This is a genomic window from Janthinobacterium sp. GW456P (assembly GCF_002127655.1).
In the GTDB taxonomy this organism is placed as follows: Bacteria; Pseudomonadota; Gammaproteobacteria; order Burkholderiales; family Burkholderiaceae_D; genus Janthinobacterium.
Genome location: NZ_NEHB01000003.1, coordinates 180,669 through 206,901 on the forward strand (window position 1 = coordinate 180,669; position 26,233 = coordinate 206,901).

Below are 26,233 nucleotides of genomic sequence, written 5' to 3' on the forward strand. Positions count from 1 at the left end.
GCGAATCTTCTCAAGCGAACCCCAGCATGCCGACCTCCCTGCCGCCTTCCCTGATCGCCACCGCCCTGCTCGCCTCCGTCCACGGCGCCGTCGCCGCCCCCATGAGCCTGGACGACTACCTGGCCTTGAACGGCCCCATGCCCACGGCGCAGATCGCCTATGGTTCCGCGCCGTCGCAATACGCGCAGCTGTTCCGGCCCGAAGGCAGCGGCCCGTTTCCCGTCGTCGTGCTCGTGCATGGCGGCTGCTGGACGGTGGCCTTCGGCGGCATCAAACAGATGCGCAACGTGGCCGACGCCCTGGTGGCGCAAGGCATCGCCGTGTGGAATGTTGAGTACCGCCGCGTTGACGAGGAAGGCGGCGGTTATCCGGGCACCTACGCAGACATGCACGCGGCGCTGGACAGCCTGCGGCAGCACGCGCCCGAATACCAGCTCGATACGGGCCGCATCATGGCCATGGGCCATTCGGCAGGCGGCCAGCTGGTGCAGTGGATCGCCGGCAGGGAAAAGCTGCCGAAGACCAGCCCCCTGTACCGCGCACAGTATCTGCCGATCAAGAACATCCTCAGCCTGGGCGGCCTGGCCGACCTGCGCCACGAAAAGGACTTGATCAAGACCAGCTGCGAGCGCGACATCGCGCAACTGGCAGGCAGCGCCAGCACTGAGCGTCCCGACATCTACAGCGACACCAACGCCGCCGACCTGCTCCCCAACGGCAGCCGCACCGTGCTGGCCACCGGTGAGCTCGACACCATCTCCCCGCCCCGCGTCGCGCACGACTACGCGGCCAAGGCCAGGCTGGCCGGCGACCAGGCGGAGGTGCTGATTTTGCCGGGCGCCAGCCACTACGACGAGATCGCGGCGAGCTCAAATGCTTGGAAGCTGATTTTGCCGGTAATCAGGCAGATGCTGGGGATGGCAGAGTAAGGCAAGCGGCATCTGCCTCGATGGTTACCGGGCGCCGGCGAACGACGGTGACAATCCGTGAGATTTTCTGCTTGGCAATTCGCTATGCTCTGGGGCGGCCAGTCAAACAACCGAATGGCACCGAGCCCAAAACGAACTTTTGCGTCTTGAGTCCCCGAATCCCACATTAGGCACCTGATGAGACTACCTGCTTCCTTGCTAGCGTCACTGTTCACCCTGGCTCTTGCTGGCTGCACACAGGCAACAACCGCCGTATGTTCAACGCATCCGGGAGGCGCCTGCTACGCAGGGCCCGGTGGACCGCTGTACGCCGGCCCAGGCGGCCCCATGTACGCAGGCCCGGGCGGCGCTGCCTATGCAGGTCCAGGCGGAGCGTGCTATGCCGGCCCGGGCGGAGCTTGCGATGCTACCCATACCGGAAGCAAACAGTGCCCAAATATTTGTAAAGCAGCAGGATCGGCAGCGCCGGTAATGCAGTAATGGCAACCGGTCAGAGGCAGTCGCTGGCGGCAACGTGACAATGTATGAGTTTATCCACGTGGCAATCCGCTATGCTATGGTGCCACTATCCGTCAGGACTGGTTCCTGATGCTGCCAGTTGCTCGCTCGAATTTAAGGAAACTCAGTCTATGAAAGTTGAGAATATTTTGTATGCGGATATCTTCCGCGATGGGGGATCGTACGGATTCGCTTTTAATGCAGACGATGGCCAGCAGTATGAATTTTTTCTCCAGACTACTGCATTCTCGGCTGCACAAGATACGACACATCACGCACCGGTGATTTACCTTGATGACAGTAACACCGGACACGTAGTTCGTTCCCTTTCGTGGGACGAAGCGAAGAAATTTGTCGGGCCTTTAAACTTCAGTGACCGGCGTTTTGATGAGCTTGTGAGTATCGTTGCGAACGAAGGAAAGAGATTTTTCAATTAGGTGGTTTGTGATTTGCGTACAAATGGCGACGTCCGCAGCAGCCCTAAGTAAAAAAAGGTCCATCATGAAGCGAGCTATATTGATAGTCTTGTTTGCTTTAATGCCAGTGTTCGCGCAGGCGATCAATATCGCTGACGAACAAATTGAACGCGCGGTGCGCGACTATATTGAGTCACAACACCAAGTTAATCCGGCCCGCATGGAGCGGGGCATAGATCCGAAGCTCGCGAAACGCACTTACTGGCGGGCCGCCGATGGTTCTGAATTCATCATGAACACGGACTTCGACACCATGCTCAAGGTCGCCAGGAACTACAACAAGGACGGCACGAAATTCCCTGCGCAACCGCGTGTTGACATCAAGATCCTCGATGTCGACCAGCGCGTGGCAAGCGTCAAATTGACCGTGGATGAGTGGATCGATTATATGCATTTATACAAGAACGATCATGGCGAATGGAAAATCTTGAACGTACTTTGGCAGTATCACGAAACGGCGCGGCAGGCCAACAAAAAATAATCCTGCCGCCCTTAGCTATGTGCGCTATCGGCCAAGAGCGGACGGTCAAATTTTTTATCAAGTAGACGCAACCACATTTGAGAGAGTGAGGCAACGCATGGTAATTAAGAAGCTACATCCACCTAAACCACCAAAGCCGCTTGATCGGCTCCAAAACATGCAGACTCTTCGGCCCATGGGTAAAACTAAATGGGTGAAAGCGCACTGGCGTTGGGACTACAATACACACAAATGGGAGTGGGTCCTTGGACATTGGAGTGCGTAAGGTCTTGGCCTGACAACGGCCAGCAGCGGACGCTCTTAAGATATGTTAAAAATTTATGCTTGCTGAGAACTCTATTCTTTATCGTCTTCCACCCGGCTTAGGATCGGAAAGGTCGGTGTTGCTGGACTGCATTCGCCATGCGGCGGAGACAGCTTGGCTCAGCTACAAGCGCCTCGACAAAGATTTGACGTGGTTGGCTGATTCCGATGATGGAGACTTGAGCAGACGAGAGGCGATTAATAGCGCGTATTTGCATGCGTGGGGGCTTGTAGATGCAATTCATCGCTATGGATTACTTCATACACAACTCATGAAATCGGCGGCAAAAGCACGGACTCCAGGCGTACCTACTTTCTCGGAGCTGTCTGCGAAAGTTGTGCTTATCCGAAATGTAAATGACCACTTGAACAAGACTTTGCAAAACGTCGCTGCACATGGCAATTCCGCAATGGGAACCTTATCATGGATTACCCTTCACAAAAGTAGTGATGATTTTTATATGTGTCTCATAGCACTAGGAACTGCGAAAAAGTCAAAATGGCAGTTTGCAAATCCATCAGGGAAAGATGTTGTTTTTGGCCCTTCCAGGAGGACGGCAGATATTCATCTAGCTATGGGAGAGCACAGAGCAAACTTGTCAATGATAATTCCTGAGATGATGAATCGTATCGAAAGACTCGAACAGGACCTGGAGGAAATGGTACGAAAAAATGGGATTGAAGGACAGCAGGCGGGAAGCGATTTCTTCTTTAAATTACTTGCAACAGCAAGCACTCCGGAAAATTCTTAATATCGTTCTTATATGAACTTGTTTCGGGACCACCACCACTGGCAGCTTTGGGGCGTAACAGGCCAACGACGGCAACCGGCCCAGGCTGTGTAAAAACGTAAAAACACGACATTTTTGTGGGTAGGGTGACCATTCCTTGTTTCGAGAAAATCGTGTGGCGGCCGTTCTGATCGGTAGATTTTTTCACGCAACGAATTTTTCTGCGTTTTTACACAGCCTGGGCCAGAAGCGGACCGTGACTACAAATTTAGATCTCAGTGCTGCAGTGATATCTTGCCAACTATGCTGACCAAAAAATTGATGGAAGCCGACAAATTTAAAAAATGTAAGTTGTGCGGTCAACTACAGCAACTAGGGAATTCTCATGTAATTCCTGCCGCTTTCTACAAACCGTATCAAGAAGAAAAAAAAGCAGCGATTTTAGCTTCAAACACTCGCGGGACTTTCCCAAAAAAATCTAGAAATGGCGTCTACGACCAGACGATTCTATGCAAGGACTGCGAAAAATTATTTCAAGCGTTCGATGACTACGCCGCGAAAATTTTCCTTAATGAGACAGATCACCATTTCAGAGCGGTAAAGACTCGATCGGGGGTAGAGGGGTTACAAGCGGATGACGTTGATCAAAATCTCATAATGCGATTCTTAATCTCCGTACTCTGGCGCGCGTCCGTGTCATCTCAAGAATTTTTTTCACGGGTGAATCTCGGCCCGTTCGAAGCTTCTGCGGCGAAAGTGATTCAAGATTCTAATGATCCAATTCCGGCTTGTTTCGGAGCCTGCTTGTCTCGATGGGAAGGCGATAACCTAGTCGGACATCATATGCTCATGGATCCAATACGTGAAAAATGGGACGGCGTTAATGCATACCGCTTATACCTGGGACAATTTGTAGCGTACATTCGTGTGGATCAGCAGCCCTTCCGCGCTCTATTCGACAAAATTTCATTGCTGCGCCACCCGCAACTTTTTGTAACGAGTCGTTCCTTCACGTCGAGCAAAGATAGATTGGCCCTAATTCATACGGCTGTTGAGTCCATTCGCAACGATAAATTTCGGCGTGGTTAACGGCGCGTAAGTTGTTCCACAACGTCCGCTTTGGGGCGATAGCAACCGCTCCTCAACCGCGAACCGGCAACGGCAGCAAGAACACGCCCGTGCCCCAACCCCAGGCTCCCCGGGCCTAGCGGGCCTGAAAAATGGCCAGGGCAAGGCGCGCGGGCGAAGACAGTACGCATGTACGGCGAGCCCAAGCAACGCAGCCATGGGCATTTTCTCAGGCCCGCGACTCCGGCCCGCTGTTTTTAATAGCCGCCGTTCAAAACAATACGATCACTGAACACGCGCCAGGTACTGGGCTAACTGGGCGAACGTCGCCTTGAACCCCTCCTTCATCGACTCAAACCCCTGCTTGAACGTCTCATGCTGCTCGTCGCTGGCCTTGTGCGGCGTGGAACGCAAGGTCATCGTCGTCTTGCCATTCTCCTCGGTCAAGGTCATGACATTGAACGATTCCAATGGCCAGGTCGCGCTGACCGGGTGCTGCACGGGATTGCCCTGCTTGTCGGCAAATGACAGGATCGAGACGATCTTTTCCGGCGCCTCGATCTGCTGGTAGGTGAACTTGCCCCACATCTCATAGCCATTGTCGGCGCGCATGCCGTAGTGGAAAATGCCGCCCGGGCGCAAGTCCAGCGCCAGCACGCTCAATTCAAAGCCGACAGGCCCCCACCATTGCGCCAGGCGCTCCGGTTCCACCCACGATTGAAATACCAGTTCGCGCGGCGCGTCGAACGTTTGCGTGATGACAAAGTCGCTGCTGTCGCGGTGCTGGCCGTCCTGTTTGTCCGTCGTCATGCTGTCTCCTGATGGTGGTGGGCTGACTGTTAATGTACCAGCGGCGCCGATAAACGGGAAGGCCTGTACGCCTGTCAAACCGGCATGCTAAAATATTAGTTCGACCTCTAACTATTAGACCACTCACCTTATGATTTCTATCGAAGAGCGTTTTTCCGCCGCGCTGCACAAGACGGCGCGCGGCTGGCGTCATGCGATCGACCGGCGCCTGAAAGACCTGGACCTGGGGCAAGCAAGCTGGATGTGCATCGCCATGATCGCCAAGTCGCCGCAGCCGCCCTCGCAAAGCGAGCTGGCGCACCTGCTGGGGGTGGAAAATCCCACCATGGTGTCGATGCTGGACCGGCTCGTAAAATCGGGCTTCGTGCAGCGCCAGCCGTCGGAAACGGACCGCCGCGTGAAACTCGTCGTGCTGACCGAGGCCGGCATGCAGGTGTATGACACGGTGCGCAAGGAAGCCGATGGTTTCCGCAAGGAGCTGCTGCAGGGCATCGATCCCGAGCAGCTGCGGGCCGCCACCGAATTGCTGGAAGCCTTACAGGCGGCCACGGAGAAATCCGCATGAGTTCGGCCACAGCCGGCGCCGCACCGGCCCTGCCCGCTTCGCAAGACCCCAGCCTGAACCGGCGCATGATCACGATTTCGATCATGCTCGCCACCATCATCCAGGCGCTCGACGGCACCATCGCCAACGTCGCCCTGCCCCACATGCAAGGCAGCCTGTCCGCCTCGCAAGACCAGATCACCTGGGTGCTGACCTCCTTCATCGTTGCCGCCGCCATCGCCACGCCTCTGACGGGCTGGCTGTGCGACCGTTTCGGCCAGAAGAACACCTTTCTTGTCTCGGTAGCCGGCTTCACCATCGCCTCCGTGCTGTGCGGCCTGTCCGCCACCCTGTCCGAGATCGTCGCCGCCCGGTTGCTGCAAGGCGTGTTCGGCGCGGCCCTGGTGCCGCTGTCGCAGGCAGTGCTGCTCGACATCAATCCGCGCGAAAAGCACGGCTCGGCCATGGCCATCTGGGGCATGGGCGTGATGATCGGCCCCATCCTGGGACCGACCTTGGGCGGCTGGCTGACGGACAGCTACAGCTGGCGCTGGGTCTTCTTCATCAACATCCCCATCGGCGCCATGGCCTTCTACGGCATCTGGCGCTATATCCGCAAGGATCCGCCGAACCGCCGCATGAGCTTTGACATGTTCGGCTTTGCCACCCTGAGCCTGTTCATCGGCGCGCTGCAGATGCTGCTGGACCGGGGCGAGCAGAACGACTGGTTTTCCTCCACGGAAACGTGGATCGAAGCCATCGTGCTGGCCATGAGCCTCTGTTATTTCATCGCCCACACGGCCCTGCGCCCGGCCGGCAAGTCCTTCCTCGACTACCGCCTGCTGAAAAACTCGAACTATGTGAGCGGCCTGCTGTTCATCTTCATCGTCGGCATGGTGCTGTTCGCCACCCGCGCGCTGACGCCATCGATGCTGCAAGGCTTGATGAATTACCCGGCGGCCATTGCCGGCCTGGTGACGGCGCCCAGCGGCCTGGGCACGATGCTGGCCATGCTGATCGTCGGCAGGCTGACGGGCAAGATCGATACGCGCATCCTGCTGGGCACGGGCTTTTCGATTACCGCGTTTTCGCTGTGGCAAATGGCCAATTTCACCCTGGACCTGGTGCCGAAGACCGTCGTATGGAACGGCATCATTCAGGGCATCGGCCTGGGCCTCGTCTTCGTGCCGCTGAGCGCGGCCACGTTCGCCACCCTGTCGCCGCAGATGCGGGCCGAAGGCACGGCGATTTACAGCCTGATGCGCAATATCGGCAGCAGCATCGGTATTGCACTCGTGCAGACCTTGTTGGTGCGTAATACGCAGATCGCCCATGCCTCGCTGACGGAACACGTCACTATCGCCAACCCCGCCCTGCACGACGCTGGCATCGCCCAAGTGTTCGACCTGGGCACCAGCACGGGCATGGCGGCGCTGAATGGCGAAATCACGCGGCAGGCCTCGATGATCGCCTACCTCGACGACTTCTGGCTGATGATGTGGCTGACCATCCTCGTACTGCCGCTTTTGCTCCTGATCAAACCACCGAAGAAAAATGCGCCTGTCGTGGTCGACCACGCGGCCATGGAATAACCGTCATGCACACACCGATGAAACTCTCCCTCAGCGTCTTGGCGCTCAGTTTATCCCTGGCCGGCTGCGCCAGCATTCCTCCCGACACGCAACAGTTGCCGCAGCAAGACCTGGCCACCGTGCAATTGGCGGCCGACATCCACCTGGCCGGCGAAGGCTGGCCCGCCGCCCAGTGGTGGCGCCAATTCCAGGACGAGCAGCTGAACCAGCTGATCGAACAGGCGCTGGCCGCCAGCCCGAACCTGGCGGCGGCGAATGCCCGCATCGGCTCGGCCCTGTCCGCGTTTGACGCCCAGCATGCGCAGCGCGGCCCCAGGCTGGACCTGGGCGCGAATGCCAGCCGCCAGCGCTATTCAGGCAACGGCCTGATGCCCGCCCCCATCGGCGGCAATTACTACAACGAAGTCACCGTGGGCGTGCAAGCCCATTACGACCTCGACTGGTGGGGCAAGCACAAGGCGCAGATCGCCGCCAGCCTCGGCGAAGTCAATGCGCGCCGCGCCGAATACGCGATGGCGGAGCAGATGCTGGCAGCCGAGATCGCCCGCCACTACTTCAGCATGCAAAACAGCTGGGCCCGCATGGACAACCTGCATGCGCTGGTGAAACTGCAGCAGCAACTGGTGCTGGACAAGGAAAAGCGCATCGCCAACGGCCTTGGCGTCAGCGACGATCATTTGTCCGCGCAAACGCGCTTGAGTCTGCTCCAGCAGCAGATCGCCTTGCTGGAAACCCAGGTCGTCACGGAACGCGAAGCCTTGCGCGCGCTGTTGGGGGCGGATGGCTCGGCCCTGGCCAGCCTGCAGCCGAAGCAGGCCCAAACGCTGCCGCACGCCCTGCCAGCCAAGCTGGGCATGGAATTGCTGGCGCGCCGGCCCGACTTGCAGGCGGCGCGCTGGCGGGTACAGGCATCGATGAGCACAATCGAAGCGGCGCAGGCGGCGTTCTACCCCGATATCGACCTGGGCGCCTCGTTCGGCCTCGATGCGATCAAGCTGGGCAAGCTGCTGCAGTCCGGCAGCCGCACCCTGTTCATCGGCCCGGCCCTGTCGCTGCCCCTGTTCGACAGCGGCCGCCTGCAGGCCCAGCTTGCCGGCGCGCGCAGCGAACGCAAGGAACTGATCGCCGACTACAACCAGAACGTCTTCAATGTCGTGCGCGACGTGGCGCAGGCCGGCGCCCGGCTGCAGGGCGTGGAAAACCAGCTGCGCCTGCAGGAAGACAACCTGCGCGCCAGCGAAGCGCAGCTGCGCAACGCGAATGCCCGCCTGAAACAGGGGCTGGCCGACCGCGCCACCCAGATCAATGCGGAAATGACCGTGCGCGGCCAGGTCGACCTGGGCATGCAGCTGCAAAACCAGCGCCAGAACGCGGAAATCGGCCTGACCGTGGCGCTGGGCGGCGGCTACCGGGGCAGCAGCGACTTTGCCGCCACGACGACTCAACAATAACGATCGATTACGGAACACATCATGAGCAACGATACCACAGCCACCACCACACCCATCGAACAGCCGGGCAAGCGCAAGGCCGTCCTCATCGCCATCACGGCCGCCTTTCTCGTGGCCGGGGCCGCCTGGACCGCCTACTATCAACTGGTGCTGTCCAGGGAAGAAGTGACGGACAACGCCTACGTGGGCGGCAACCTGGTCACCCTGTCCGCGCAAGTGACGGGCAATGTCGACGCCATCCGCGCCGACGAAACGCAGATGGTCAAGGCCGGCGCGCCGTTGATCACCCTGGACGCCATCGATGCCGACCTGGCCCTGCGCCAGGCGCAAGCGCGGCTGGGCAACGTCGTGCGCCAGGAACGCGAACGCTATGTGAACGTGGCGCAGTACGACGCCGTCATCGAGCAGCGCCGCCTGGCGCTGGCCACGGCGCAAGGCAATCTGGCGCGCCGCGCGCCGCTGGCGCAAGACCAGACGATCTCGGGCGAAGACCTGGCGCACGCGAAACAGGCCGTCGACGATGCGAAAGCGGCGCTGGTCGTGGCGCAGCGCCAGGCCGAATCGGCCAAGTCGGGCGTGGCCGGCGTGAACCTGGCCAGCCATCCGGCCGTGCTGTCGGCCAAGGGCGACGTGCTGCAGGCGTGGCTGGCCGTGCGCCGCAACGCCGTGGTCGCGCCCGTCTCGGGCTATGTGGCCAAGCGCAGCGTGCAGCTGGGCACGCACGTGACGCCGGGCACGCCTTTAATGTCCATCGTGCCGCTGGACCAGTTATGGGTGGACGCGAACTTCAAGGAGTCCGAATTGCGCAATATCCGCGTGGGCCAGGCGGCGACCATTGAAACGGATCTATATGGCAGCAAGGTGGTCTACCACGGCAAGGTGCTGGGCATGTCGGCCGGCACGGGCAGCGCGTTCTCCCTGCTGCCGGCGCAAAACGCCACGGGCAACTGGATCAAGGTGGTGCAGCGCGTGCCCGTGCGCATCACCCTGGACCCGAAGGAACTGGCCGCCCACCCACTGCGCATCGGCCTGTCGACCACGGTGACGGTCGATACCAGCCATGGCGAAGGAGCAACCCTGGACCAGCCGATGGTGGCCTCCACCGTCTACACGACCAAGGCGCTGCAACAGCCGGTGGACGAGGCCGAGAAGATGGCCGATGCGATCATCGCGCAAAACCTTGCCCACTGAGCCGTCCGTTACACTCCGACCTGCTTCTCTTCACCTTGAGCGCCACCAATCGATGCGTAGACGCGTAGGTCGGCTTAGCGCAACGCGCGTAAGCCGACACCACCGGCGATCCAGGCCAACAATGTTGTCGGATTACGCAGGGCTTTGCCCTGCTAATCCGACCTACCTGGCTTTACCGGCAGATGCCACCTGGTCGAGGATATGCTTGGGCACGGCCGCATAATGCTTGAATTCCATCGTGTAGGTGGCCCTGCCCTGGGTCAAGGAACGCAGGGTGGTGGAATAGCCGAACATTTCCGCCAGCGGCACCAGGGCCTTGACGATGCGGCCCGCGCCGCCGGGGATGTCGTCGACGCCCTGCACCATGCCGCGCCGCGCCGTCAAATCGCCCATGACGTTGCCCATGAATTCTTCCGGCGTTTCCGCCTCCACCTGCATCATCGGTTCCAGCAGCACGGGCGACGCCTTGCGCATGCCATCCTTGAAGGCGATGGAACCGGCCATGCGGAAGGCATTCTCATTCGAATCGACGTCATGGTAGGAGCCGAACGTCAGGGTCGCCTTGACGTCGACGACGGGATAGCCGGCCAGCACGCCCGACTTCAATGTTTCCACGATGCCCTTGTCGACGGCCGGAATGAATTCGCGCGGCACCACGCCGCCCTTGATGGCGTCGACGAACTGGTAGCCGGTGCCCGGCTCCAGGGGTTCGAGTTTCAGCACCACGTGGCCGTACTGCCCCCGTCCGCCCGACTGCTTGACGAACTTGCCCTCGATATCTTCCACCGCGCGCGTGATGGTTTCGCGGTAGGCCACCTGCGGCTTGCCGACATTGGCTTCCACGCCGAATTCGCGCCGCATGCGGTCCACCAGGATTTCCAGGTGCAATTCGCCCATGCCCGACATGATGGTCTGGCCCGATTCCTCGTCCGTATGCACCCTGAACGACGGGTCTTCCTGCGCCAGGCGGTTCAGGGCGATGCCCATCTTTTCCTGGTCCGGCTTGGTCTTCGGTTCCACGGCCTGGGAAATCACGGGTTCCGGGAAGACCATCTTTTCCAGCACGATGATGTGGTCGATGGCGCACAGGGTGTCGCCCGTGGTGACGGCTTTCAGGCCCACGGCGGCGGCGATGTCGCCCGCATACACTTCCTTGATTTCCTTGCGCTCGTTGGCATGCATCTGCAGGATGCGCCCCAGCCGCTCGCGCGCGCTCTTGGTGGGGTTGTAGACCATGTCGCCCGAGTTCACCACGCCCGAATACACGCGGAAGAACGTCAGCTGCCCCACGAAGGGGTCCGTCATGATTTTAAAGGCCAGCGCGGAAAAGTGCTCGTCGTCGGCCGGGTGGCGCTCCACCTCGTTGTCGTGCTCGTCATGGCCCATGATGGGCGGCACTTCCAGCGGCGACGGCAGGTATTCGATGACGGCGTCGAGCATGGCCTGCACACCCTTGTTCTTGAAGGCGCTGCCGCACAGCATGGGCACGATCTCGTTGCGGATGGTGCGCGCGCGCAAGGCCTGTTTCAGTTCCGCTTCCGTGAACGTGTCGCCATTCAGGTAGCGTTCCGTCATCTCGGTGCTGGCCTCGGCCGCGTGTTCGACCAGATGCTCGTGCCATTCCTGCGCCAGCGGCAACAGCTCGGCGGGGATTTCGCCATAGCTGAATTGCACGCCCTGGCTGGCGTCGTCCCAGGTGATGGCGCGCATTTTCAAGAGGTCGATGACGCCCGTGAAATGCTCTTCGGCGCCGATGGGCAGCTGGATGGGCACGGCCACGCCCTTCAGGCGCTCGGCGATCTGCTGGCGCACGCGCAGGAAGTCGGCACCGATCCTGTCCATCTTGTTGATGAAGGCGATGCGCGGCACGTGGTATTTGTTGGCCTGGCGCCAGACGGTTTCCGATTGCGGCTGCACGCCGCCGACGGCGTCGTAGACCATTACGGCGCCGTCGAGCACGCGCATCGAGCGCTCCACCTCGATCGTGAAATCCACGTGGCCGGGCGTGTCGATGATGTTGATCCGGTGTTCGGGGAAGTTGCCGGCCATGCCTTTCCAGAACGCCGTGGTGGCGGCCGAGGTGATGGTGATGCCCCGTTCCTGCTCCTGTTCCATCCAGTCCATGGTGGCGGCGCCGTTGTGCACTTCGCCGATCTTGTGATTGACCCCCGTATAAAACAGGATGCGCTCGGTGGTGGTGGTCTTGCCGGCGTCGATATGGGCGCTGATGCCGATGTTGCGGTAGCGCTCGATAGGTGTTTTGCGGGTCATCACAATCTCCATGGCTAGCCCGGCGCGCCAGTGTTTGCACCGGTTTTCCAGTGTAGCAGACATCGATTTGGCCGGCACGCGAGAGCGGTTTTTACCATCCGCGCCACACCGATCCCCGCGCGCACGCTACACGGACGGGACAATTGGCGTCTTCCGCTATACTTTCATATCTATTAATTCAACAAAGATTAATCAGAATCAAGACGCACGGTGATCTATCGTGTAAGGCGACGCCGGCGGCATGCAGCCCAGGTGCGCACCGAATGACATGCCCCACTCAGCCTATGACTATCCGACTAAGAAAAATAATCCTCTCCTCCCTGCTGGCCTCGCCGGCGCTGGCCATGGCCGGCGAACTGGAACAACAAATGCAGCGTTGTGCCGTGCTTGGCGACGCCAGTGCCCGCCTGGGTTGCTTCGATACCCTGGCCAAGGCGGCTGAAAAAGCCACCATCGCCGCCGGCGGCGATCCCGCCAGCGCGGCCGTCACCCTGGCAGCGGCGGCCGAGGTCGCTCCCTTCACGCCCGTCAGCCCGCCCGGCGTGGCCACCCCGGACGCCGTCAACGCCGCCATTCCCGCCGTCGCGCAGACTGGCGCGGCGCCGCCGGAAACACCGATTTCGCGCATGCAGCAATCGTGGGAGCTGAACGACGCCTCGAAACGGGGCCTGTTCAACTTCCGTCCGCACCGCGACACCTATCTGCTGCTGGCCAACTACAGCGACGCCTCGAACGACGAACCGTTCCAGGATTTCACGCCAGCCGGCATCAAGAGCCAGCACGTGGAATTGACGTTCCAGCTGAGCTTCAAGATGAAGATGCTGGAAGATATCGCCGGCACGCCCATCGACATGTGGTTCGGCTACACGCAGCAAAGTTTCTGGCAAGCGTATAACCGCAAGGCATCGAGCCCGTTCCGCGAGACCAATTACCAGCCGGAACTGATGTTGATCTTGCCAATCAACAAGAATTTCGCCGGCGTGGAATTCAATTACCTGAACCTGGGCCTGGTGCACCAGTCGAATGGCCAGACCTCGACCCTGTCGCGCAGCTGGAACCGCGTGTATGCGGAACTGGGCATGGAGAAGGACAACTTGGCCGTCACGGCCCGCGTCTGGCACCGCCTCGACAATAGCGCCGCCGACAATGACAATATCGACATCATCGATTACATGGGCCATGGCGACTTGCGCCTGAGCTACCGCAACAAGGGCCATGAATACGCGGTCACGGCGCGCCGCAACTTCAGCAAGAAGCACGGTTCCATGCAGGCGAGCTGGGCTTTCCCGCTGAAGGCCAACCTGAAAGGCTATCTGCAGCTGTTCTCCGGCTATGGCCAGAGCTTGATCGATTACAACTATTCGCAGAAATCGATCGGCGCCGGTTTCATGGTCGACCTGTAAGCAGTACACGCATAAAAAAATGGCGCCGAGGGCGCCATTTTTTTATGCGGAATCCAGTTCAGTGCCGCCCGCCGCCCAGCACGCGGGCCGGCAGCATGACGATGGCGCGCAGCAATTCGAACACGCCTTCCACGCCGATGCCGATCAGGCGAAATGGCAGCAACAGCAGCCAGGCCAGCGGATACAGCACGAGGGCCAGCAAGGCCAGGGGCCAGCACACCAGCAAGAGCAGCAGCCACAGCACGAATCCCAGCATCGCGTTCCCCTCGAATGAAATGTGCGGAGCAAGCCGTGCTTGCCCCGCTACCGTGACGGCACTATAGTCAAGCGCCGCCGGGGCGGCAACGGCCATGCGACGAACTGCGTGCTAAGGGGATGAACGGTGCAAAAACGGGAATGAACGGGAACTTATTGGCCGACGCAAATCACTTTCGTGATGTATTCATGCGCGTTCGGCTTCTTGCTGGTGGCCCATTTGATGGCCTGATTGGCCTCTTCGATGGTCAGCACGGAGGCCTTGTCCTTCGACTTGATGAAAGACACGCCTTCAAACACGCCTTCCTTGCTGCGCATTACCTTGGCAAACACGGGCGGCCTGGTCTCGCCGTCGCTGATTTTGTTCTGTTGCACGAGGTAACGCTGATCGATCTGTTCCATGATAGTAAAGCTGTCCAGTGGTAAAAGACGAAATATACCCTGAATGGACAAACGCCGCAGGACGAAATCGCTGCGGCGTTGCCTTCAAACCAATGCCATTTAGGCGTAGACGGCGTTCTGCGCGACTGGCTGCAGATTCACGTCGTAGATCACCTGCGCGCGGATCGACGCTTCCAGCGAGGGAATCGAGCCGCCGGCCCGGTACTGGAAGCTCACCTGCAGCACATCGCCCGCCTTCACCGCCACCGGCGTGGCCAGCGGCAAACACATGTAGTGGTTCAGCCAGTCGATGGTGGTCGAGCGCTCGGGCACGACGGCCAGGATGTTCTTGGTGACGAAACGCAAGGCGTTCAAGGTGCCGCTGCGCTCGACGACGAACTTGCCGTCGAAGCCGAACACGCTGTCCGTCGGCTGGCTGAAGTCGATGATGCTGTACACGGAAGGCGGCGCCAGCTCCTGCACGCCCGGGTGAATGGCCGTGGTTTCCTGGAATTGCACGATGGGCGCATAAAACCCCTCGAAATCGTATTCCTGCTGCATCGGCTGCACGGCCATGATGACGGCTTCGGGCAGGAAGATCGGCAGCGGGCCGCCGAAGCGGGCCAGGTACCGGCGCTTGAACGATTCAATCACTTCCACCTGCTTTTCGCGCAGCATGCCGACATGGATCATTTCGCAAATGACCACATCGACAGGCTCGGGCGGCAGGTATTCGAAGGCGTCCGCGTGGACGACTTCAACTTTTTCACCGTTGGAATTGAGCGCGAGCATCTTGCGCGCTTCCTTGACCATGTCCGGATTGAACTCCACGCACCAGACCTTGTCGGCGCGCGCGGCCGCAAACCACGACAGCACGCCCGTGCCGCCGCCCAGCTCCAGCACCTTCATGCCGGGTTTCACCGCGTAATCGATCGCCGACTTGAACCCGTGCATGCGGTTCTGGTCCATCAACATATTGTGATGGTAATGGACGGGGATAAATTGCCCCAGGTAACAACTCTCGATTTCTCGTTCATTCAGCATGTCTGTCCTCTTGGAGTCTGGCTCCGATGGCCGATCGGTTTTGTCATTCCAGAAAGCAGTGATATCGCACGGGCTGCGCGAGGGGCGGCGACAAACCAGCCGGCGCCTGACGTTGATGTGATGACCCATGCGAAAAATCTCCTGATTAATGCGACACGATCATTATCGTTAATCGCCAGGGAGAACAAAGGGCTGAGGTGAGAGGCAATTCCATGCCAGTTTCAGCGCTGGCATGGAAAATATTGAAATTAAAACATTACTTGCATCTACTTATTTACGTGCCGCGCGCATCTTCTGGGCCGCTTCGATGATGGCCACCACGCCGGGCTTGTCGCCGGCCTGGGCGAACTGCACGGCCGTCCAGCCATGGTCGCTTTTCAGGCTGGCGTCCGCGCCCCAGGACAACAGCAGCTTGACGGCGCCCTCCTGTCCTTCGCGGGCGGCAAACATCAGCGGCGTGATATTGGCAGGCGCGCGCGCATCAACGACGGCGTCGCGGTCCAATAAAATCTTCATGATGGGCAAGTCGCCCGCCGAGGCCGCATAGTGCAGCGCCGTCCAGCCGCTCTGGTTGACTTTGGCGCCCTTGGCCAGCAAGGCATTCACAGCATCGAGCTTGTGCTTGTAGGCCGCCATCATCAGCGCCGTGTTGCCATTGGCCGAGCGCGCTTCGATGTCGATGCCCGGTGCGTCGAGCAGCAGCTTGAACACCTTGTCGGCATCGTCGCGCAAGGCCAGCACGAGCGGTATGTCGCCGCGCTGCCCGTCGGGCTGGTTCGGATTCATGCCATCCAGCAGCATGCTGCGCACGCCAATGTCATTGTTGACGGAAACGGCGCGGAAGAAGGCGTCCGGTTCCGGCGCCGCCTGGCTGGCGGCGGCCCAGCACAACAACATCGCTAGCGCGAGTCTTTTCATCATGGTTAACCTTAAGAAGTTATGGCAACTGATTGAATAACTTGAAGAAATTGTCCGTCGTCTGACGCGCCACCTGCTCCAGAGGGATGCCCTTCAGGGTCGACAGGTATTCCGCCACGTGCGCCACGTAGCCCGGTTCGTTCATACGGCCGCGGAACGGCACGGGCGCCAGGTACGGCGAATCCGTCTCGATGAGGATGCGCTCGAGCGGCACTTCCAGCGCCACGGCCTGCAAATCCTTGGCGCTCTTGAACGTGACGATGCCGGAAAACGAAATATAGAAACCCATGGCTATGGCGGCGCGCGCCACTTCCAGCGACTCCGTAAAGCAATGCATGACGCCGGCCACGCCGCCGTCGGACACGCCGGCGCCCTCTTCGCGCATGATGCGTATCGTGTCTTCGCTGGCCGCTCTTGTGTGAATAATCAAGGGCTTACGCGTGATTCTTGAAGCTTTGATGTGAGTGCGGAAACGCTCACGCTGCCACTCGAGGTCGCCCGTCAGACGGAAATAGTCAAGGCCCGTCTCGCCGATGGCGATGATCTTCGGATGATCGGCCAGGCGCACCAGGTCCTCCACGGACGGTTCAGGCGTGTCCTCGTAGTCGGGATGCACGCCGACGGACGCGAAGATATGCGGATACTGCTCGGCCAGGGCCAGCACCTGCGGAAAGTCCGGCAGGTCGACGGACACGCACAGCGCGTGCGTCACCTTGTTCTCGGCCATCTTGGCGAGGATCTCGGGCATGCGAGCGGCCAGCTCGGGGAAATTGATATGGCAATGGGAATCGATATACATAAGGCGGGATTGTACCGGAGGGAGCAGAAACTGGCAGGGGAACGGCGGCGGCGCGCATCCCTTGCCGGGGCGGTTCGGCTGCTGGCAGCCGATTACATCTGCGAGGCCGGGTGTTCGGCCAGTGGAACGAAGTTGCCGGTCGACTCGTCGAGCGCGTCGAGCGAACCGTTCTCGATGTCGTACACCCAGCCATGCAGGGTCAGCCGGTGTTGCGCCATGGCCAGCGCCACCGAGGGATGGGTGCGCAGGTTATTCAGTTGCGCCACCACGTTGGCGCGCACCATGCCGTCGATGCGCGACTGTTCCGTCGGATGCTCGACCGATTCGTTGATCATGCGCGCGGCGTCCGCATGGTGCAGCCAGCTGCGCACGGCCGGCATGTGATCGAGGCAGGCGCAGGTGGCGATCGCCTTCATCGCGCCGCAATCGGAATGGCCGCAAATGACGATGTCGCTCACGTTCAGGGCCGACACGGCAAATTCGACCGTGGCGCTGACGCCGCCCGGCTCCGGGCCGTACGAGGGCACGATATTTCCCGCGTTGCGGATCACAAAGAGCTCGCCCGGTTCGCGCTGCGTCACCAGCTCGGGCACCATGCGGCTGTCCGAGCAGGAAATGAACAGGGCCTTCGGGGTCTGTCCCGTGGCCAGCGTCTTGAACAACTCGCGGCGCTCAGGAAAAACCTCTTTTTGGAAACGTAGGAATCCAGCAATAATGTCGCGCATAATCAATAGGGATCGTTATCTGAGCCGGTATTATCGCTGAATGGCGCAGGTTTCGCCTATTGCCCCCGCCTACTGCCCTTCTGGCGGCTGCCACAGCTCCACCTTGTTGCCTTCCGGATCGATGACCCAGCCGAACTGGCCGTATTCCGAATCGGGCGCCTTGTCCAGCACCGTGCAGCCTTCGTCACGCAGGGCTTGCAGCAGCGCATCGAGGTTGTCGACCCGGTAATTCACCATGAAGGACGCCTTGCCGGGCGCGAACTGCTCGCTGTCCTTGCCTGCCACGGACCAGATGGTGGTGCCGGCCGTGGGCTGGCCAGCGCTATCCGTCCAGGTGAAGGCGGCGCCGCCCCAGGGCTGCACGTCCAGGCCCAGATGGCGCTGGTACCAGGCGCGCAGCGCGGCCGGGTCTTGCGCCTGGAAAAAGATACCGCCGATGCCAGTGACTCGTTGCATGCACGCCTCCGTTGCTGTCCAGTGCCTTGACTGTAACACCAGGTTTCGGGCCTGGCAAACGGCGTAGAGATAATTTACATTAACTCAGTAACACAAGCGCTTGATTTCATTGACAACTTGACGCGTAGTCGAGCAGCATGTCTTCGAGAAAGAGCTTGGGCGACAGAGGATGCTCGGCAATTGCCCGGCGCTCATTCGCCGCCTTGATGGCGGCCATCAGACGGCTCACGTTGATGCGCCCGGCCAGCGCTTCCAGTTCGCGCCGGTGGCGCGGGTAATAGCGGATGGTGCCGGACAATTTAACGGAAAACACGTCGTACAGCCAGCGCTGCAGGGACGCCACGAGCGGCGCCAGCGGCGCCTTCTGCAATTTGTCGGCCGCTTTCAGGGCCGCTTCCACGCCGGGATTGGCCAATACTTGCAGCAGCTGTTCCGTTTCGTCGCGGCCGCCCGATTCGGACTGGGCCAAGGCGGCCAGCGGCGCGCCGCCCTGCTCGCGCAGCCAGCTGTCCGCATCGTTCAAGCCTTGCGCCTTGAGCCACGTCAATGCCTGCTCGTGGCTGGGCATGGGCAAGGCGAATTTCCTGCAGCGCGACAAGATCGTCGGCAGCAAACGGTCCAGGCTGTTCGACGCCAGCAGGAACAGGGTGCCCGGCGGCGGCTCCTCGAGGGTTTTCAGCAAGGCGTTCGACGCGGGCGTATTGAGCGCCTCGGCCGGGTACAGCACCACCACGCGCAAGCCTTGGCGGTGCGTGGAAATATTCATGAAGTCGCCCAGGTTGCGGATCTGCTCGATCTTGATGTCTTTCGACGGCGTCTTGGTCTTGGCGCTTTTCTTCGCGCCTTCGCCCTCTTCGCCGTCGTCGGCCACCTCGTCTTCCAGCGCTTCCGGACGCACGCGGCGGTAATCGGGATGGTTGCCCTGGCTAAACCAGCCGCACGAGGCGCAGGCACCGCAGGCATGGCCGTCCGCGCGCACGTCTTCGCACAACAGCGCTTGCGCAAAATGCTCGATGAAGTCGGCCTTGCCGATGCCCTGCGCGCCATGGAACAGAATGGCGTGCGGCATGCGCGGGCGCAAGGCTTGCAATTGCTGCCAGGCATCCTGTTGCCATGGATAGAGAGAACTGGTCATTTTATTCTTTGTAAATCAGTATATTGCAATGCTTTTCTCAAGCAATACATCAAGCAATTGCGCGAGCTGCACCTGGATATCGGCAATGCTTTGCGTGGAATCGATGATGCGGAAGCGCTGCGGAAACTGGGCCGCGCGGCGCAGATACTCGTTGCGCGTGGCGGCAAAGAAGTCCGATCGCTCCTGCTCGAACTTGTCCAGCGCGCGCGTGGCATCCAGGCGGGCACGGGCCACGGCCAGCGGCACGTCGAACAGGAATGTGATGTCCGGCTGCAAGTGCGGGTGCACCCACGCTTCCAGCGCTTCCATCTTGCCCAGGTCCATGCCCCGCCCGCCGCCCTGGTAGGCGAAGCTGGCATCGGTAAAGCGGTCGGAAATGACCCATTCGCCCCGTTCCAGGGCAGGCGCGATGACTTGCGCGATGTGTTCGCGGCGGCTGGCGAACATCAGCAAGGCTTCCGTTTCCAGGTGCATTTTTTCGTGCAGCAGCAGTTCGCGCAGCTTTTCGCCCAGGCTGGTGCCGCCCGGTTCGCGCGACGAGACGAGGCGCACGCCCCGCTGCCGCAGGTAATCGGTAACAAAGCCGATATGCGTCGACTTGCCCGCGCCATCGATGCCTTCGAAGGTGATGAAGCGCGGTTGATAGTGTTGTGTCATGAAGCTCTTGATTTGATAAGGATATTAGCGCTGGTACTGGTTCACGGCGCGGTTATGGTCGGGCAAGTTGGCCGAGAACTGGCTGGTGCCGTCGCCGCGCGCGACGAAATACAGCGCCTGCGTGCGGGCCGGCGCCAGCGCCGCCGTCAGCGATTGCGCGCCAGCCAGGGCGATCGGCGTGGGCGGCAAGCCGCCGCGCGTGTAGGTATTGTACGGGGTGTCCGCTTCCAGGTCGCGTTTGCGGATCTTGCCCTGGTAATTGTCGCCCATGCCATAGATCACGGTCGGGTCCGTCTGCAGCAGCATGCCCGTCTTCAGGCGGTTGACGAAGACGCCGGCGATCATGGCGCGTTCGGACTTTTGCCCCGTTTCCTTTTCCACGATGGACGCCATGATCAGCGCCTCATACGGGTTTTTATACGGCAAGGCCGGATCGCGCTTGTCCCACGCTTCGGACAAGCGGCCTATCATGGCCGCATGCGCCTGCTTGAAAATCTGCATTTCGCTGGCGCCCTTGGCGAACAGATAGGTATCCGGGAAGAACAGGCCTTCCGGCAGCACATATTCGGGGCTGATCTTCGCCATCAGTTCCTTGTCGGACAGGCCTACGGTATCGTGCTTGAGACCAGGATGGCTGGCCATGGCCATGCGCATCTGCCTGAAGGTCCAGCCTTCGATGATGGTCAAGGATTCCTGCGCAAACTCGCCGCGCGCCAGCTGTGTGATCAGACGCTGCGGCGTCGTGCCCGGCTTCAGCTCGTAGGAACCGGCCTTGATCTTCGAGGTCTTGCCTTCGATGCGCGCCAGCATGTTGAACAGGATGGGCACGATGGGCACGCCCGCGTCCGCGATCTGCTGGCCGGCCGCATGCGCGCCGCTGCCGGGCGCAATCGTAAACGGAATCGCTTCGCCGTCCGTGGTGATGGGCTGCTGCGCCCAGTACACAAAAGTACCGCCCACGCCGATGGCGGCGATGACTGAACTGACTACAAGTTTTTTAAAGAAAGCCATTGTTCCGATTCTTGTGATGCGCGCGCTGGCGGGCAGCGCGCGCTTGTTATGATCGTTCATTTGTGAAGCAAGTGCGCGGAAAGCGGCGCCAACACTGGCAATCTTGCCGCTGCCGACGCAATCTGCGCGACATCACTATAATGAACCCGTAATGATAATGCTTAATCGCTGATCTAATGGAAATTATGAATAACTGGAATCAATTTTTAACCGCCCAAGGCGCCCGCCCCGCTGCCATCGATGGCGCGCCTGACGGCACCGCGAACTCCCCTATTGCCGATTTTGGCCAGTCCCTGACAGTGTCCCAGTTGCAAGAAGGTTTTGTCGCGGCCATCACGGACCAGGGCTTGATCGGCTTGAACGGCGACGAGGCAGCCAGTTTCCTGCACGGCCAGCTGACCAACGACGTGGAACACCTGAACCAGGAGCAAGTGCGCCTGGCCGGCTACTGCACGCCGAAAGGCCGGATGCTGGCCAGTTTCCTGATGTGGCGCAACGCCACCACTATTTATCTGCAATTGCCGCGCGCCATACAGCCGGCCATCCAGAAGCGTTTACAAATGTTCGTGCTGCGCGCCAAGGCCAAGCTGCACGATGCGTTCTTGGATGAAGCGAACCAGGTCATGCTGGGCCTGGGCGGCAAGCAAGCCGGCGCGGCCCTGTCGGCCTGGTTCCCCGCCCTGCCCGCCGCGCCGTTCAGCAAGGTCGAGCACGCGCTGGGCACCCTGCTGCGCGTGGCCGATGCCTTCGGCAGCGCCCGCTATGAATGGCTGACGTCCGCCGTCACCGCGCGCGACGTGTGGCCGCAGCTGGCTGAGAAACTGGCCAAGGGCGGCAATGACGCCTGGCATTTATCTGACATCCATGCGGGCATGCCGCAAATCACGGCCGCCACGCAAGAGCAATTCGTGCCGCAAATGGTCAATTTTGAATTGCTGGGCGGCGTCAACTTCAAGAAAGGCTGCTACCCGGGCCAGGAAATCGTCGCGCGCAGCCAGTATCTGGGCAAGCTCAAGCGCCGCACCACCCTCGTCAGCATCGCTGACGCAAGCGTCGTGGCCGGCGGCGAACTGTTCGCCGTCAGCGACCCCGAACAACCTTGCGGCATGGTCGTCAACGCGGCGCCGAACGGTGACGGCGGCATCGACGCCCTCGTTGAAATGAAGCTGGGGGCAATCGAAGAAGGTTCAAGCGCCGCCGGCGCCGTGCGCTACGGCTCGGCCCAGGGTGCGGCCGTGCATTTCCTGCCCATGCCTTACGTGCTCGACGCACTCGACTTGTGAGAATGCCATGAGAGATTTGTACATTTATTATCAGGTCAAGCAAGAGCACGCCCAGGCGCTGGAAGCGCGGGTGCGCGCCTTGCAGGCGAAACTGGCGGCCGCGTCCGGCGTGGCGCCTCAACTGAAGCGCCGTCCCGAAGCCAAGGATGGCTTGCAGACGTGGATGGAAATCTATCCCGTCGTCGGCGAAGGCTTTGCCGAGCTGCTGGCGAGTGCCACCGAGGAAGCGGGCTTGCTGTCCCTGACGGCCGGCGCGCGCCATACGGAAGTGTTCATGGATTTGCCCCCATGTGCCTGATCGTTTTTGCCTGGAAAGTCAATCCGCACATTCCGCTGATTGCCGCCGCCAACCGCGACGAATTCTATGAGCGCGCCAGCGCCCCGGCCGGCGCCTGGCCCGAGCACCCGCAAGTGTATGCGGGCCGCGACCTGCAGGCGGGCGGCAGCTGGATGGGCATTACCCAGGCCGGCCGCGGCAGTTCGCGCTTTGCCGCCATCACGAACATCCGCAGCCCGCAAGACCGCAACCCGGACGCCCCCTCGCGCGGCGCCCTGGTGGCCGACTATCTGGCGGGCAATATGTCGCCGCAAGACTACATCGCGCAAATCCGCCCGGGCAGCGGTGCCTACAACGGCTTTAACCTGGTGCTGGGCGATGCGGAGACGCTGATCTGGTTTTCCAACCGCGGCGATGGCGATGCACGCAATGGCCAGCCCTTGGAACCGGGCATCTACGGCCTGTCGAACGCCCTGCTCGACGCGCCTTGGCCGAAGGTCCTGAAGACCAAGGCCCAGTTCGCCAGCCTGCTGTGCCAGGGCGCGCCCGACGAGGCCTACTTCGACATGCTGGCCGACACCACGCGCGCACCCGACTTCCGCCTGCCCGACACGGGCGTGCCGCTCGACCTCGAGCGCGTGCTGTCCGCCGTCTGCATCGAAACGCCGGGCTACGGCACGCGCACGTCGACCGTCGTGAAACTGTTCCCAGACTCGCCCGGCGAATTGCATGAGCTTGTCATACAGTAGGTCGGGTTAGCGCGCAGCGCGTAAGCCGACACCACCCAAGCATCCAACCGGCATCTCCGCCGTCCTTGTGTCGGATTACGCGCGCCACCGGCGCGCTAATCCGACCTGCGCGCCCTCCCCGATCCGCATCGAAAAACCATTTGCAATTCGTCCGCACAAAAAAGAAAGCGCTTGCGCAAGCGCTTTCTTTTGTTTACGATAGATTCCAACGCGGCGACACAGCCGCACCCAATCGCAGCACACAATAAGAATAAAACCATCAGGAGACACCATGGCGACCATGGAAGATGTAGCGCGCGCGGCCGACGTATCGCTGTCGACCGTTTCGCACGTACTCAACGGCACCCGCAAAGTCAGCCCGAAAACCGTCGCCGCCGTCAACGCGGCCATGCAGCAGATCGGCTATGTGCCGAACATGCTGGCGCGCGCCCTGGCCGGCTCGTCGTCGGGCACCATCGGCGTGGCCATTTCCGCGTTCACCAATCATTACTTCAGCGAAACCGTGCGCGCCATCGAGGCGGCTTGCACGCGCCACGGCTTGATGATGCTGTTTTCCGATACGCATGACGATCCCGAGCAGGAACTCAAGGTGGTGCAGAACCTGCACCAGCGCCGGGTCGACGGCATCGTGCTGGCGCCGTCGGGCGACACGCGCAACCGCACGCTCGACTACTTGACCAGCAACAAGATCGCTTCCGTGCTGGTCGACCGCATGTCGCCCCAGCCGTTCGACCAGGTGGGCGTGGAAAACATCGAGGCGACGGCCCAGCTGGTCAGCCATCTGATCGCCGCCCACGGCCACCGCCGCATCGGCTTCATCAGCGGCGCGCCCGGCCTGTCCACGACGGACGAGCGTATCGAAGGCTACCGCCTGGCCTTGCAGCGTGCCGGCATCGCCTTCGACCCGGACCTGCTGCGTTCGGGCGAATCCAACCTCGAGCGCAGCGGCGCGGCCACGCGCGAATTGCTGGCCCTGCCTGCAGGACAGCGCCCTACCGCCATCGTGGCCGGCAATAACCTGATGACCATCGGCACCATGCACGCCTTGCGCGACGCACAGATTGCGGTACCGCAAGATGTGGCGCTGGCCGGCTTCGATGATTTCGACTGGGCCGATTACTTCAGCCCCCGCCTGACCGTGATGGCGCAGCCGCTGGAAGAGCTGGGCGCCATGGCCGTCGACCTGCTGATCGACCGTATCGCCAACCCGGGCCGCGCCCAGCATGTGCAGCGCTTGTCGCCGACCTTGCGCGTGCGCAATTCCTGCGGCTGCCCCTGACCTTTTACCGTAATCGACCATGCATCCAGCGATTTCCCTCGGTATCGACCTCGGTACCTCCGAACTGAAAACCGTGCTGATGGACGGCACTGGCGCCGTGCGCGGCCAGGCCTCCGTGCGCATCGATACCAGCCGCCCGCAGCCGGGCTGGTCCGAACAGGCGCCGCAGGACTGGTGGGACGCCTGCGTCAACGCCCTGGCGCAGCTGCGCGCCGGCTGGCCGCAGGAGTACGCGCGCATCGCCTGCATCGGCCTGTCGGGCCAGATGCATGGCGCCGTGCTGCTCGACAGCAACGACAACGTGATCCGCCCCGCCATCTTGTGGAACGACGCGCGCGCCGAAGCCGAAGCGGCGAGCCTGGCGCGCGACTATCCCTCGTATGCCGACGTGACAGGCAGCCTGCCCATGGCGGGCCTGACGGCGCCGAAACTGCTGTGGCTGCAAACGCACGAGCCTGCCGCGTTTGCCGCCATCGCCTGCCTGCTGTCGCCGAAAGACTATCTGCGCCTGCGCTTGACGGGCAACAAGATCACCGACATGTCCGACGCGGCCGGCACCCTGTGGCTGGACGAGGCCGCGCGCGCCTGGTACGCCCCCATGCTGGCCGCCTGCGGCCTGGTGCCCGCACAGATGCCGGCGCTGGCCGAAGGCGATGCGACCACGGGCACCGTGCCGCCCGCCGTCGCGGATCAGCTGGGCTTGCCCATGGATGTGGTGGTGGCCGCCGGCGGCGGCGACAATCCCGTCTCGGCCGTGGGCATCGGCGCCGTCAACGGCGGCGACAGCTTCATTTCGCTGGGCACCAGCGCCGCCATCGTCAGCGTCACCGACGCGCCCTTGGGCAACCCGGCCGGCGGCGTGCACAGCTTTTGCCACGCCCTGCCCGGCCGCTGGTATGCGATGGGCGCGATCCTGTCCGGCGCCAGCTGCCTGCGCTGGGCCACCGGCGTGCTGGGCCAGCCCGACGAGGCGGCCCTGCTGGCGCTGGTGGAAAGCGCCCTGCCGCTCGATGCGCCCATCGCGCCCTCGGCCCCTCTGTTCCTGCCCTACCTGTCGGGCGAACGCACGCCGCATAACGACCCGCAAGTGCGCGGCGCCTTTTTGCAACTGGGCCACGACAGCACGCCGGCCCAGCTCGGCTATGCCGTGCTCGAAGGCGTGGCCTTTGCCTTGCGCGATGCCATGGCCGCCGTCACCTCAACGGGCGCCGTGGTGCCCCACTGCATGCTGGTGGGCGGCGGCGCGCGCAGCCAGTACTGGGCGCAGCTGCTGGCCAATGTGCTGGGACGCGAAATGCGCACCCTGCACAACAGCGAACTGTCCGCCAGCCTGGGCGCGGCCAAGCTGGGCTTTGCCGCCATCGGCGACGCCAGGCTGCTGACGCAGGGCTTGCCCATCAAAAATACTTTCCTGCCCGATGCCGCGCACAGCGCAGCCTTGAGCATCCGCTACGGCCGCTACCGTAGCCTGTTTCCCGCCGTGCAAGCTCTGCACCAACTCAGTGATAAGGAATAG

At 61.4% G+C, this 26,233-nt stretch carries 27 protein-coding genes; 15 read left to right on the top strand and 12 right to left on the bottom strand.

Going from position 1 to position 26,233, the window contains the following annotated elements; all coding sequences use genetic code 11:
• Positions 1-26: 26 nt before the first annotated feature.
• The 5 genes from CBW66_RS04865 (at position 27) to CBW66_RS28370 (ending at position 4,507) form a co-directional block, all read left to right on the top strand.
• On the top strand, positions 27-929 hold the full coding sequence (locus CBW66_RS04865) for an alpha/beta hydrolase (RefSeq protein ID WP_086136852.1): 903 nt from the start codon (positions 27-29) through the stop codon (positions 927-929).
• Positions 930-1,558: 629 nt separating this feature from the next.
• Positions 1,559-1,864: a hypothetical protein gene (locus CBW66_RS04870; protein WP_086136853.1), complete on the top strand. Its 306-nt coding sequence runs from the start codon at positions 1,559-1,561 to the stop codon at positions 1,862-1,864.
• Positions 1,865-1,928: 64 nt separating this feature from the next.
• A complete protein-coding gene (locus CBW66_RS04875; RefSeq protein ID WP_086136980.1) occupies positions 1,929-2,384 on the top strand; it encodes a nuclear transport factor 2 family protein in 456 nt (151 codons plus the stop codon).
• A 380-nt stretch (positions 2,385-2,764) separates the two neighbouring features.
• Positions 2,765-3,439, top strand: a complete 675-nt coding sequence (locus tag CBW66_RS28365; RefSeq protein ID WP_139841562.1) for a hypothetical protein — start codon at positions 2,765-2,767, stop codon at positions 3,437-3,439.
• Between the two features lie 282 nt (positions 3,440-3,721).
• Positions 3,722-4,507, top strand: coding sequence for a hypothetical protein (locus CBW66_RS28370; RefSeq protein WP_139841563.1), 786 nt, complete (start codon positions 3,722-3,724; stop codon positions 4,505-4,507).
• A gap of 264 nt (positions 4,508-4,771) precedes the next feature.
• On the opposite strand, the gene CBW66_RS04880 is transcribed toward CBW66_RS28370, so the two are convergent.
• Entirely contained in the window at positions 4,772-5,296 is a 525-nt protein-coding gene (locus tag CBW66_RS04880) for an SRPBCC domain-containing protein (protein ID WP_086136854.1), read from the bottom strand.
• Positions 5,297-5,426: 130 nt separating this feature from the next.
• Between CBW66_RS04880 and CBW66_RS04885 the strand changes: the two genes are divergently transcribed.
• The 4 genes from CBW66_RS04885 to CBW66_RS04900 are packed head-to-tail and all read left to right on the top strand — an operon-like array spanning position 5,427 to position 10,074.
• Positions 5,427-5,861, top strand: coding sequence for a MarR family winged helix-turn-helix transcriptional regulator (locus CBW66_RS04885; RefSeq protein ID WP_086136855.1), 435 nt, complete (start codon positions 5,427-5,429; stop codon positions 5,859-5,861).
• Positions 5,858-7,432: a DHA2 family efflux MFS transporter permease subunit gene (locus CBW66_RS04890; protein WP_086136856.1), complete on the top strand. Its 1,575-nt coding sequence runs from the start codon at positions 5,858-5,860 to the stop codon at positions 7,430-7,432. Before CBW66_RS04885 ends, CBW66_RS04890 begins: the two co-directional genes overlap by 4 nt.
• 17 nt (positions 7,433-7,449) lie before the next feature.
• The gene (locus tag CBW66_RS04895) at positions 7,450-8,883 is read left to right on the top strand and encodes an efflux transporter outer membrane subunit (protein WP_086136857.1); all 1,434 of its coding nucleotides are present in this window, start codon (positions 7,450-7,452) and stop codon (positions 8,881-8,883) included.
• A gap of 21 nt (positions 8,884-8,904) precedes the next feature.
• Positions 8,905-10,074 (top strand): HlyD family efflux transporter periplasmic adaptor subunit, encoded by a 1,170-nt coding sequence (locus tag CBW66_RS04900; protein WP_086136858.1) that lies wholly within the window; start codon positions 8,905-8,907, stop codon positions 10,072-10,074.
• A 162-nt stretch (positions 10,075-10,236) separates the two neighbouring features.
• On the opposite strand, the gene fusA is transcribed toward CBW66_RS04900, so the two are convergent.
• Positions 10,237-12,345 (bottom strand): elongation factor G, encoded by a 2,109-nt coding sequence (fusA, locus tag CBW66_RS04905; RefSeq protein ID WP_086136981.1) that lies wholly within the window; start codon positions 12,343-12,345, stop codon positions 10,237-10,239.
• Between the two features lie 284 nt (positions 12,346-12,629).
• Here fusA and CBW66_RS04910 point away from each other — a divergent pair, with 284 nt between their 5' ends.
• Positions 12,630-13,748 (top strand): phospholipase A, encoded by a 1,119-nt coding sequence (locus CBW66_RS04910; RefSeq protein WP_230492134.1) that lies wholly within the window; start codon positions 12,630-12,632, stop codon positions 13,746-13,748.
• A gap of 58 nt (positions 13,749-13,806) precedes the next feature.
• On the opposite strand, the gene CBW66_RS04915 is transcribed toward CBW66_RS04910, so the two are convergent.
• The 10 genes from CBW66_RS04915 to mltG all read right to left on the bottom strand — a co-directional run bounded on the left by CBW66_RS04915 (position 13,807) and on the right by mltG (position 21,129).
• Positions 13,807-14,004 (bottom strand): hypothetical protein, encoded by a 198-nt coding sequence (locus tag CBW66_RS04915; protein ID WP_070218341.1) that lies wholly within the window; start codon positions 14,002-14,004, stop codon positions 13,807-13,809.
• 152 nt (positions 14,005-14,156) lie between these two features.
• The gene (locus CBW66_RS04920; protein ID WP_086136860.1) at positions 14,157-14,405 is read right to left on the bottom strand and encodes a hypothetical protein; all 249 of its coding nucleotides are present in this window, start codon (positions 14,403-14,405) and stop codon (positions 14,157-14,159) included.
• Positions 14,406-14,504: 99 nt separating this feature from the next.
• Positions 14,505-15,428 (bottom strand): methyltransferase domain-containing protein, encoded by a 924-nt coding sequence (locus tag CBW66_RS04925; protein ID WP_086136861.1) that lies wholly within the window; start codon positions 15,426-15,428, stop codon positions 14,505-14,507.
• Between the two features lie 270 nt (positions 15,429-15,698).
• Positions 15,699-16,349, bottom strand: a complete 651-nt coding sequence (locus tag CBW66_RS04930) for an ankyrin repeat domain-containing protein (protein ID WP_086136862.1) — start codon at positions 16,347-16,349, stop codon at positions 15,699-15,701.
• A gap of 16 nt (positions 16,350-16,365) precedes the next feature.
• A complete protein-coding gene (locus CBW66_RS04935; RefSeq protein WP_086136863.1) occupies positions 16,366-17,145 on the bottom strand; it encodes a TatD family hydrolase in 780 nt (259 codons plus the stop codon).
• Between the two features lie 92 nt (positions 17,146-17,237).
• Positions 17,238-17,870: a carbonic anhydrase gene (locus tag CBW66_RS04940; RefSeq protein WP_086136864.1), complete on the bottom strand. Its 633-nt coding sequence runs from the start codon at positions 17,868-17,870 to the stop codon at positions 17,238-17,240.
• Positions 17,871-17,939: 69 nt separating this feature from the next.
• Positions 17,940-18,326 (bottom strand): VOC family protein, encoded by a 387-nt coding sequence (locus tag CBW66_RS04945; protein ID WP_086136865.1) that lies wholly within the window; start codon positions 18,324-18,326, stop codon positions 17,940-17,942.
• A 106-nt stretch (positions 18,327-18,432) separates the two neighbouring features.
• A complete protein-coding gene (locus CBW66_RS04950) occupies positions 18,433-19,461 on the bottom strand; it encodes a DNA polymerase III subunit delta' (RefSeq protein ID WP_086136866.1) in 1,029 nt (342 codons plus the stop codon).
• A gap of 15 nt (positions 19,462-19,476) precedes the next feature.
• Positions 19,477-20,118, bottom strand: a complete 642-nt coding sequence (gene tmk / locus CBW66_RS04955; protein WP_086136867.1) for a dTMP kinase — start codon at positions 20,116-20,118, stop codon at positions 19,477-19,479.
• 24 nt (positions 20,119-20,142) lie between these two features.
• Positions 20,143-21,129, bottom strand: coding sequence for an endolytic transglycosylase MltG (mltG, locus tag CBW66_RS04960; RefSeq protein WP_070288479.1), 987 nt, complete (start codon positions 21,127-21,129; stop codon positions 20,143-20,145).
• A gap of 176 nt (positions 21,130-21,305) precedes the next feature.
• Between mltG and CBW66_RS04965 the strand changes: the two genes are divergently transcribed.
• From CBW66_RS04965 to xylB, 5 genes are all read left to right on the top strand, one after another.
• Complete coding sequence (locus CBW66_RS04965) at positions 21,306-22,412, top strand: folate-binding protein YgfZ (protein ID WP_086136868.1); 1,107 nt, start codon at positions 21,306-21,308, stop codon at positions 22,410-22,412.
• A gap of 7 nt (positions 22,413-22,419) precedes the next feature.
• The gene (locus CBW66_RS04970) at positions 22,420-22,710 is read left to right on the top strand and encodes a DUF4936 family protein (RefSeq protein WP_086136869.1); all 291 of its coding nucleotides are present in this window, start codon (positions 22,420-22,422) and stop codon (positions 22,708-22,710) included.
• On the top strand, positions 22,701-23,438 hold the full coding sequence (locus tag CBW66_RS04975) for an NRDE family protein (RefSeq protein ID WP_086136870.1): 738 nt from the start codon (positions 22,701-22,703) through the stop codon (positions 23,436-23,438). The genes CBW66_RS04970 and CBW66_RS04975 overlap by 10 nt, the downstream gene beginning before the upstream one ends.
• 271 nt (positions 23,439-23,709) lie before the next feature.
• Positions 23,710-24,717, top strand: a complete 1,008-nt coding sequence (locus tag CBW66_RS04980; protein ID WP_086136871.1) for a LacI family DNA-binding transcriptional regulator — start codon at positions 23,710-23,712, stop codon at positions 24,715-24,717.
• A gap of 19 nt (positions 24,718-24,736) precedes the next feature.
• Positions 24,737-26,233, top strand: coding sequence for a xylulokinase (gene xylB, locus CBW66_RS04985; protein WP_086136872.1), 1,497 nt, complete (start codon positions 24,737-24,739; stop codon positions 26,231-26,233).

What these genes read in the sequence shown, in the direction of transcription:
- CBW66_RS04980 (WP_086136871.1), top strand. Translation starts at nt 23,710, where the DNA reads ATGGCGACCATGGAAGATGTAGCGCGCGCGGCCGACGTATCGCTGTCG.
- CBW66_RS04965 (WP_086136868.1), top strand. Translation starts at nt 21,306, where the DNA reads ATGGAAATTATGAATAACTGGAATCAATTTTTAACCGCCCAAGGCGCC.
- xylB (WP_086136872.1), top strand. Translation starts at nt 24,737, where the DNA reads ATGCATCCAGCGATTTCCCTCGGTATCGACCTCGGTACCTCCGAACTG.
- CBW66_RS04870 (WP_086136853.1), top strand. Translation starts at nt 1,559, where the DNA reads ATGAAAGTTGAGAATATTTTGTATGCGGATATCTTCCGCGATGGGGGA.
- CBW66_RS04925 (WP_086136861.1), bottom strand. Translation starts at nt 15,428, where the DNA reads ATGCTGAATGAACGAGAAATCGAGAGTTGTTACCTGGGGCAATTTATC.
- CBW66_RS04865 (WP_086136852.1), top strand. Translation starts at nt 27, where the DNA reads ATGCCGACCTCCCTGCCGCCTTCCCTGATCGCCACCGCCCTGCTCGCC.
- CBW66_RS04975 (WP_086136870.1), top strand. Translation starts at nt 22,701, where the DNA reads ATGTGCCTGATCGTTTTTGCCTGGAAAGTCAATCCGCACATTCCGCTG.
- CBW66_RS04875 (WP_086136980.1), top strand. Translation starts at nt 1,929, where the DNA reads ATGAAGCGAGCTATATTGATAGTCTTGTTTGCTTTAATGCCAGTGTTC.
- CBW66_RS04890 (WP_086136856.1), top strand. Translation starts at nt 5,858, where the DNA reads ATGAGTTCGGCCACAGCCGGCGCCGCACCGGCCCTGCCCGCTTCGCAA.
- CBW66_RS04945 (WP_086136865.1), bottom strand. Translation starts at nt 18,326, where the DNA reads ATGCAACGAGTCACTGGCATCGGCGGTATCTTTTTCCAGGCGCAAGAC.
- CBW66_RS04920 (WP_086136860.1), bottom strand. Translation starts at nt 14,405, where the DNA reads ATGGAACAGATCGATCAGCGTTACCTCGTGCAACAGAACAAAATCAGC.
- tmk (WP_086136867.1), bottom strand. Translation starts at nt 20,118, where the DNA reads ATGACACAACACTATCAACCGCGCTTCATCACCTTCGAAGGCATCGAT.
- CBW66_RS04880 (WP_086136854.1), bottom strand. Translation starts at nt 5,296, where the DNA reads ATGACGACGGACAAACAGGACGGCCAGCACCGCGACAGCAGCGACTTT.
- CBW66_RS04910 (WP_230492134.1), top strand. Translation starts at nt 12,630, where the DNA reads ATGACTATCCGACTAAGAAAAATAATCCTCTCCTCCCTGCTGGCCTCG.
- CBW66_RS28370 (WP_139841563.1), top strand. Translation starts at nt 3,722, where the DNA reads ATGCTGACCAAAAAATTGATGGAAGCCGACAAATTTAAAAAATGTAAG.
- CBW66_RS04935 (WP_086136863.1), bottom strand. Translation starts at nt 17,145, where the DNA reads ATGTATATCGATTCCCATTGCCATATCAATTTCCCCGAGCTGGCCGCT.
- CBW66_RS04895 (WP_086136857.1), top strand. Translation starts at nt 7,450, where the DNA reads ATGAAACTCTCCCTCAGCGTCTTGGCGCTCAGTTTATCCCTGGCCGGC.
- mltG (WP_070288479.1), bottom strand. Translation starts at nt 21,129, where the DNA reads ATGGCTTTCTTTAAAAAACTTGTAGTCAGTTCAGTCATCGCCGCCATC.
- CBW66_RS04885 (WP_086136855.1), top strand. Translation starts at nt 5,427, where the DNA reads ATGATTTCTATCGAAGAGCGTTTTTCCGCCGCGCTGCACAAGACGGCG.
- CBW66_RS04950 (WP_086136866.1), bottom strand. Translation starts at nt 19,461, where the DNA reads ATGACCAGTTCTCTCTATCCATGGCAACAGGATGCCTGGCAGCAATTG.
- CBW66_RS04940 (WP_086136864.1), bottom strand. Translation starts at nt 17,870, where the DNA reads ATGCGCGACATTATTGCTGGATTCCTACGTTTCCAAAAAGAGGTTTTT.
- fusA (WP_086136981.1), bottom strand. Translation starts at nt 12,345, where the DNA reads ATGACCCGCAAAACACCTATCGAGCGCTACCGCAACATCGGCATCAGC.
- CBW66_RS04915 (WP_070218341.1), bottom strand. Translation starts at nt 14,004, where the DNA reads ATGCTGGGATTCGTGCTGTGGCTGCTGCTCTTGCTGGTGTGCTGGCCC.
- CBW66_RS04970 (WP_086136869.1), top strand. Translation starts at nt 22,420, where the DNA reads ATGAGAGATTTGTACATTTATTATCAGGTCAAGCAAGAGCACGCCCAG.
- CBW66_RS04930 (WP_086136862.1), bottom strand. Translation starts at nt 16,349, where the DNA reads ATGATGAAAAGACTCGCGCTAGCGATGTTGTTGTGCTGGGCCGCCGCC.
- CBW66_RS04900 (WP_086136858.1), top strand. Translation starts at nt 8,905, where the DNA reads ATGAGCAACGATACCACAGCCACCACCACACCCATCGAACAGCCGGGC.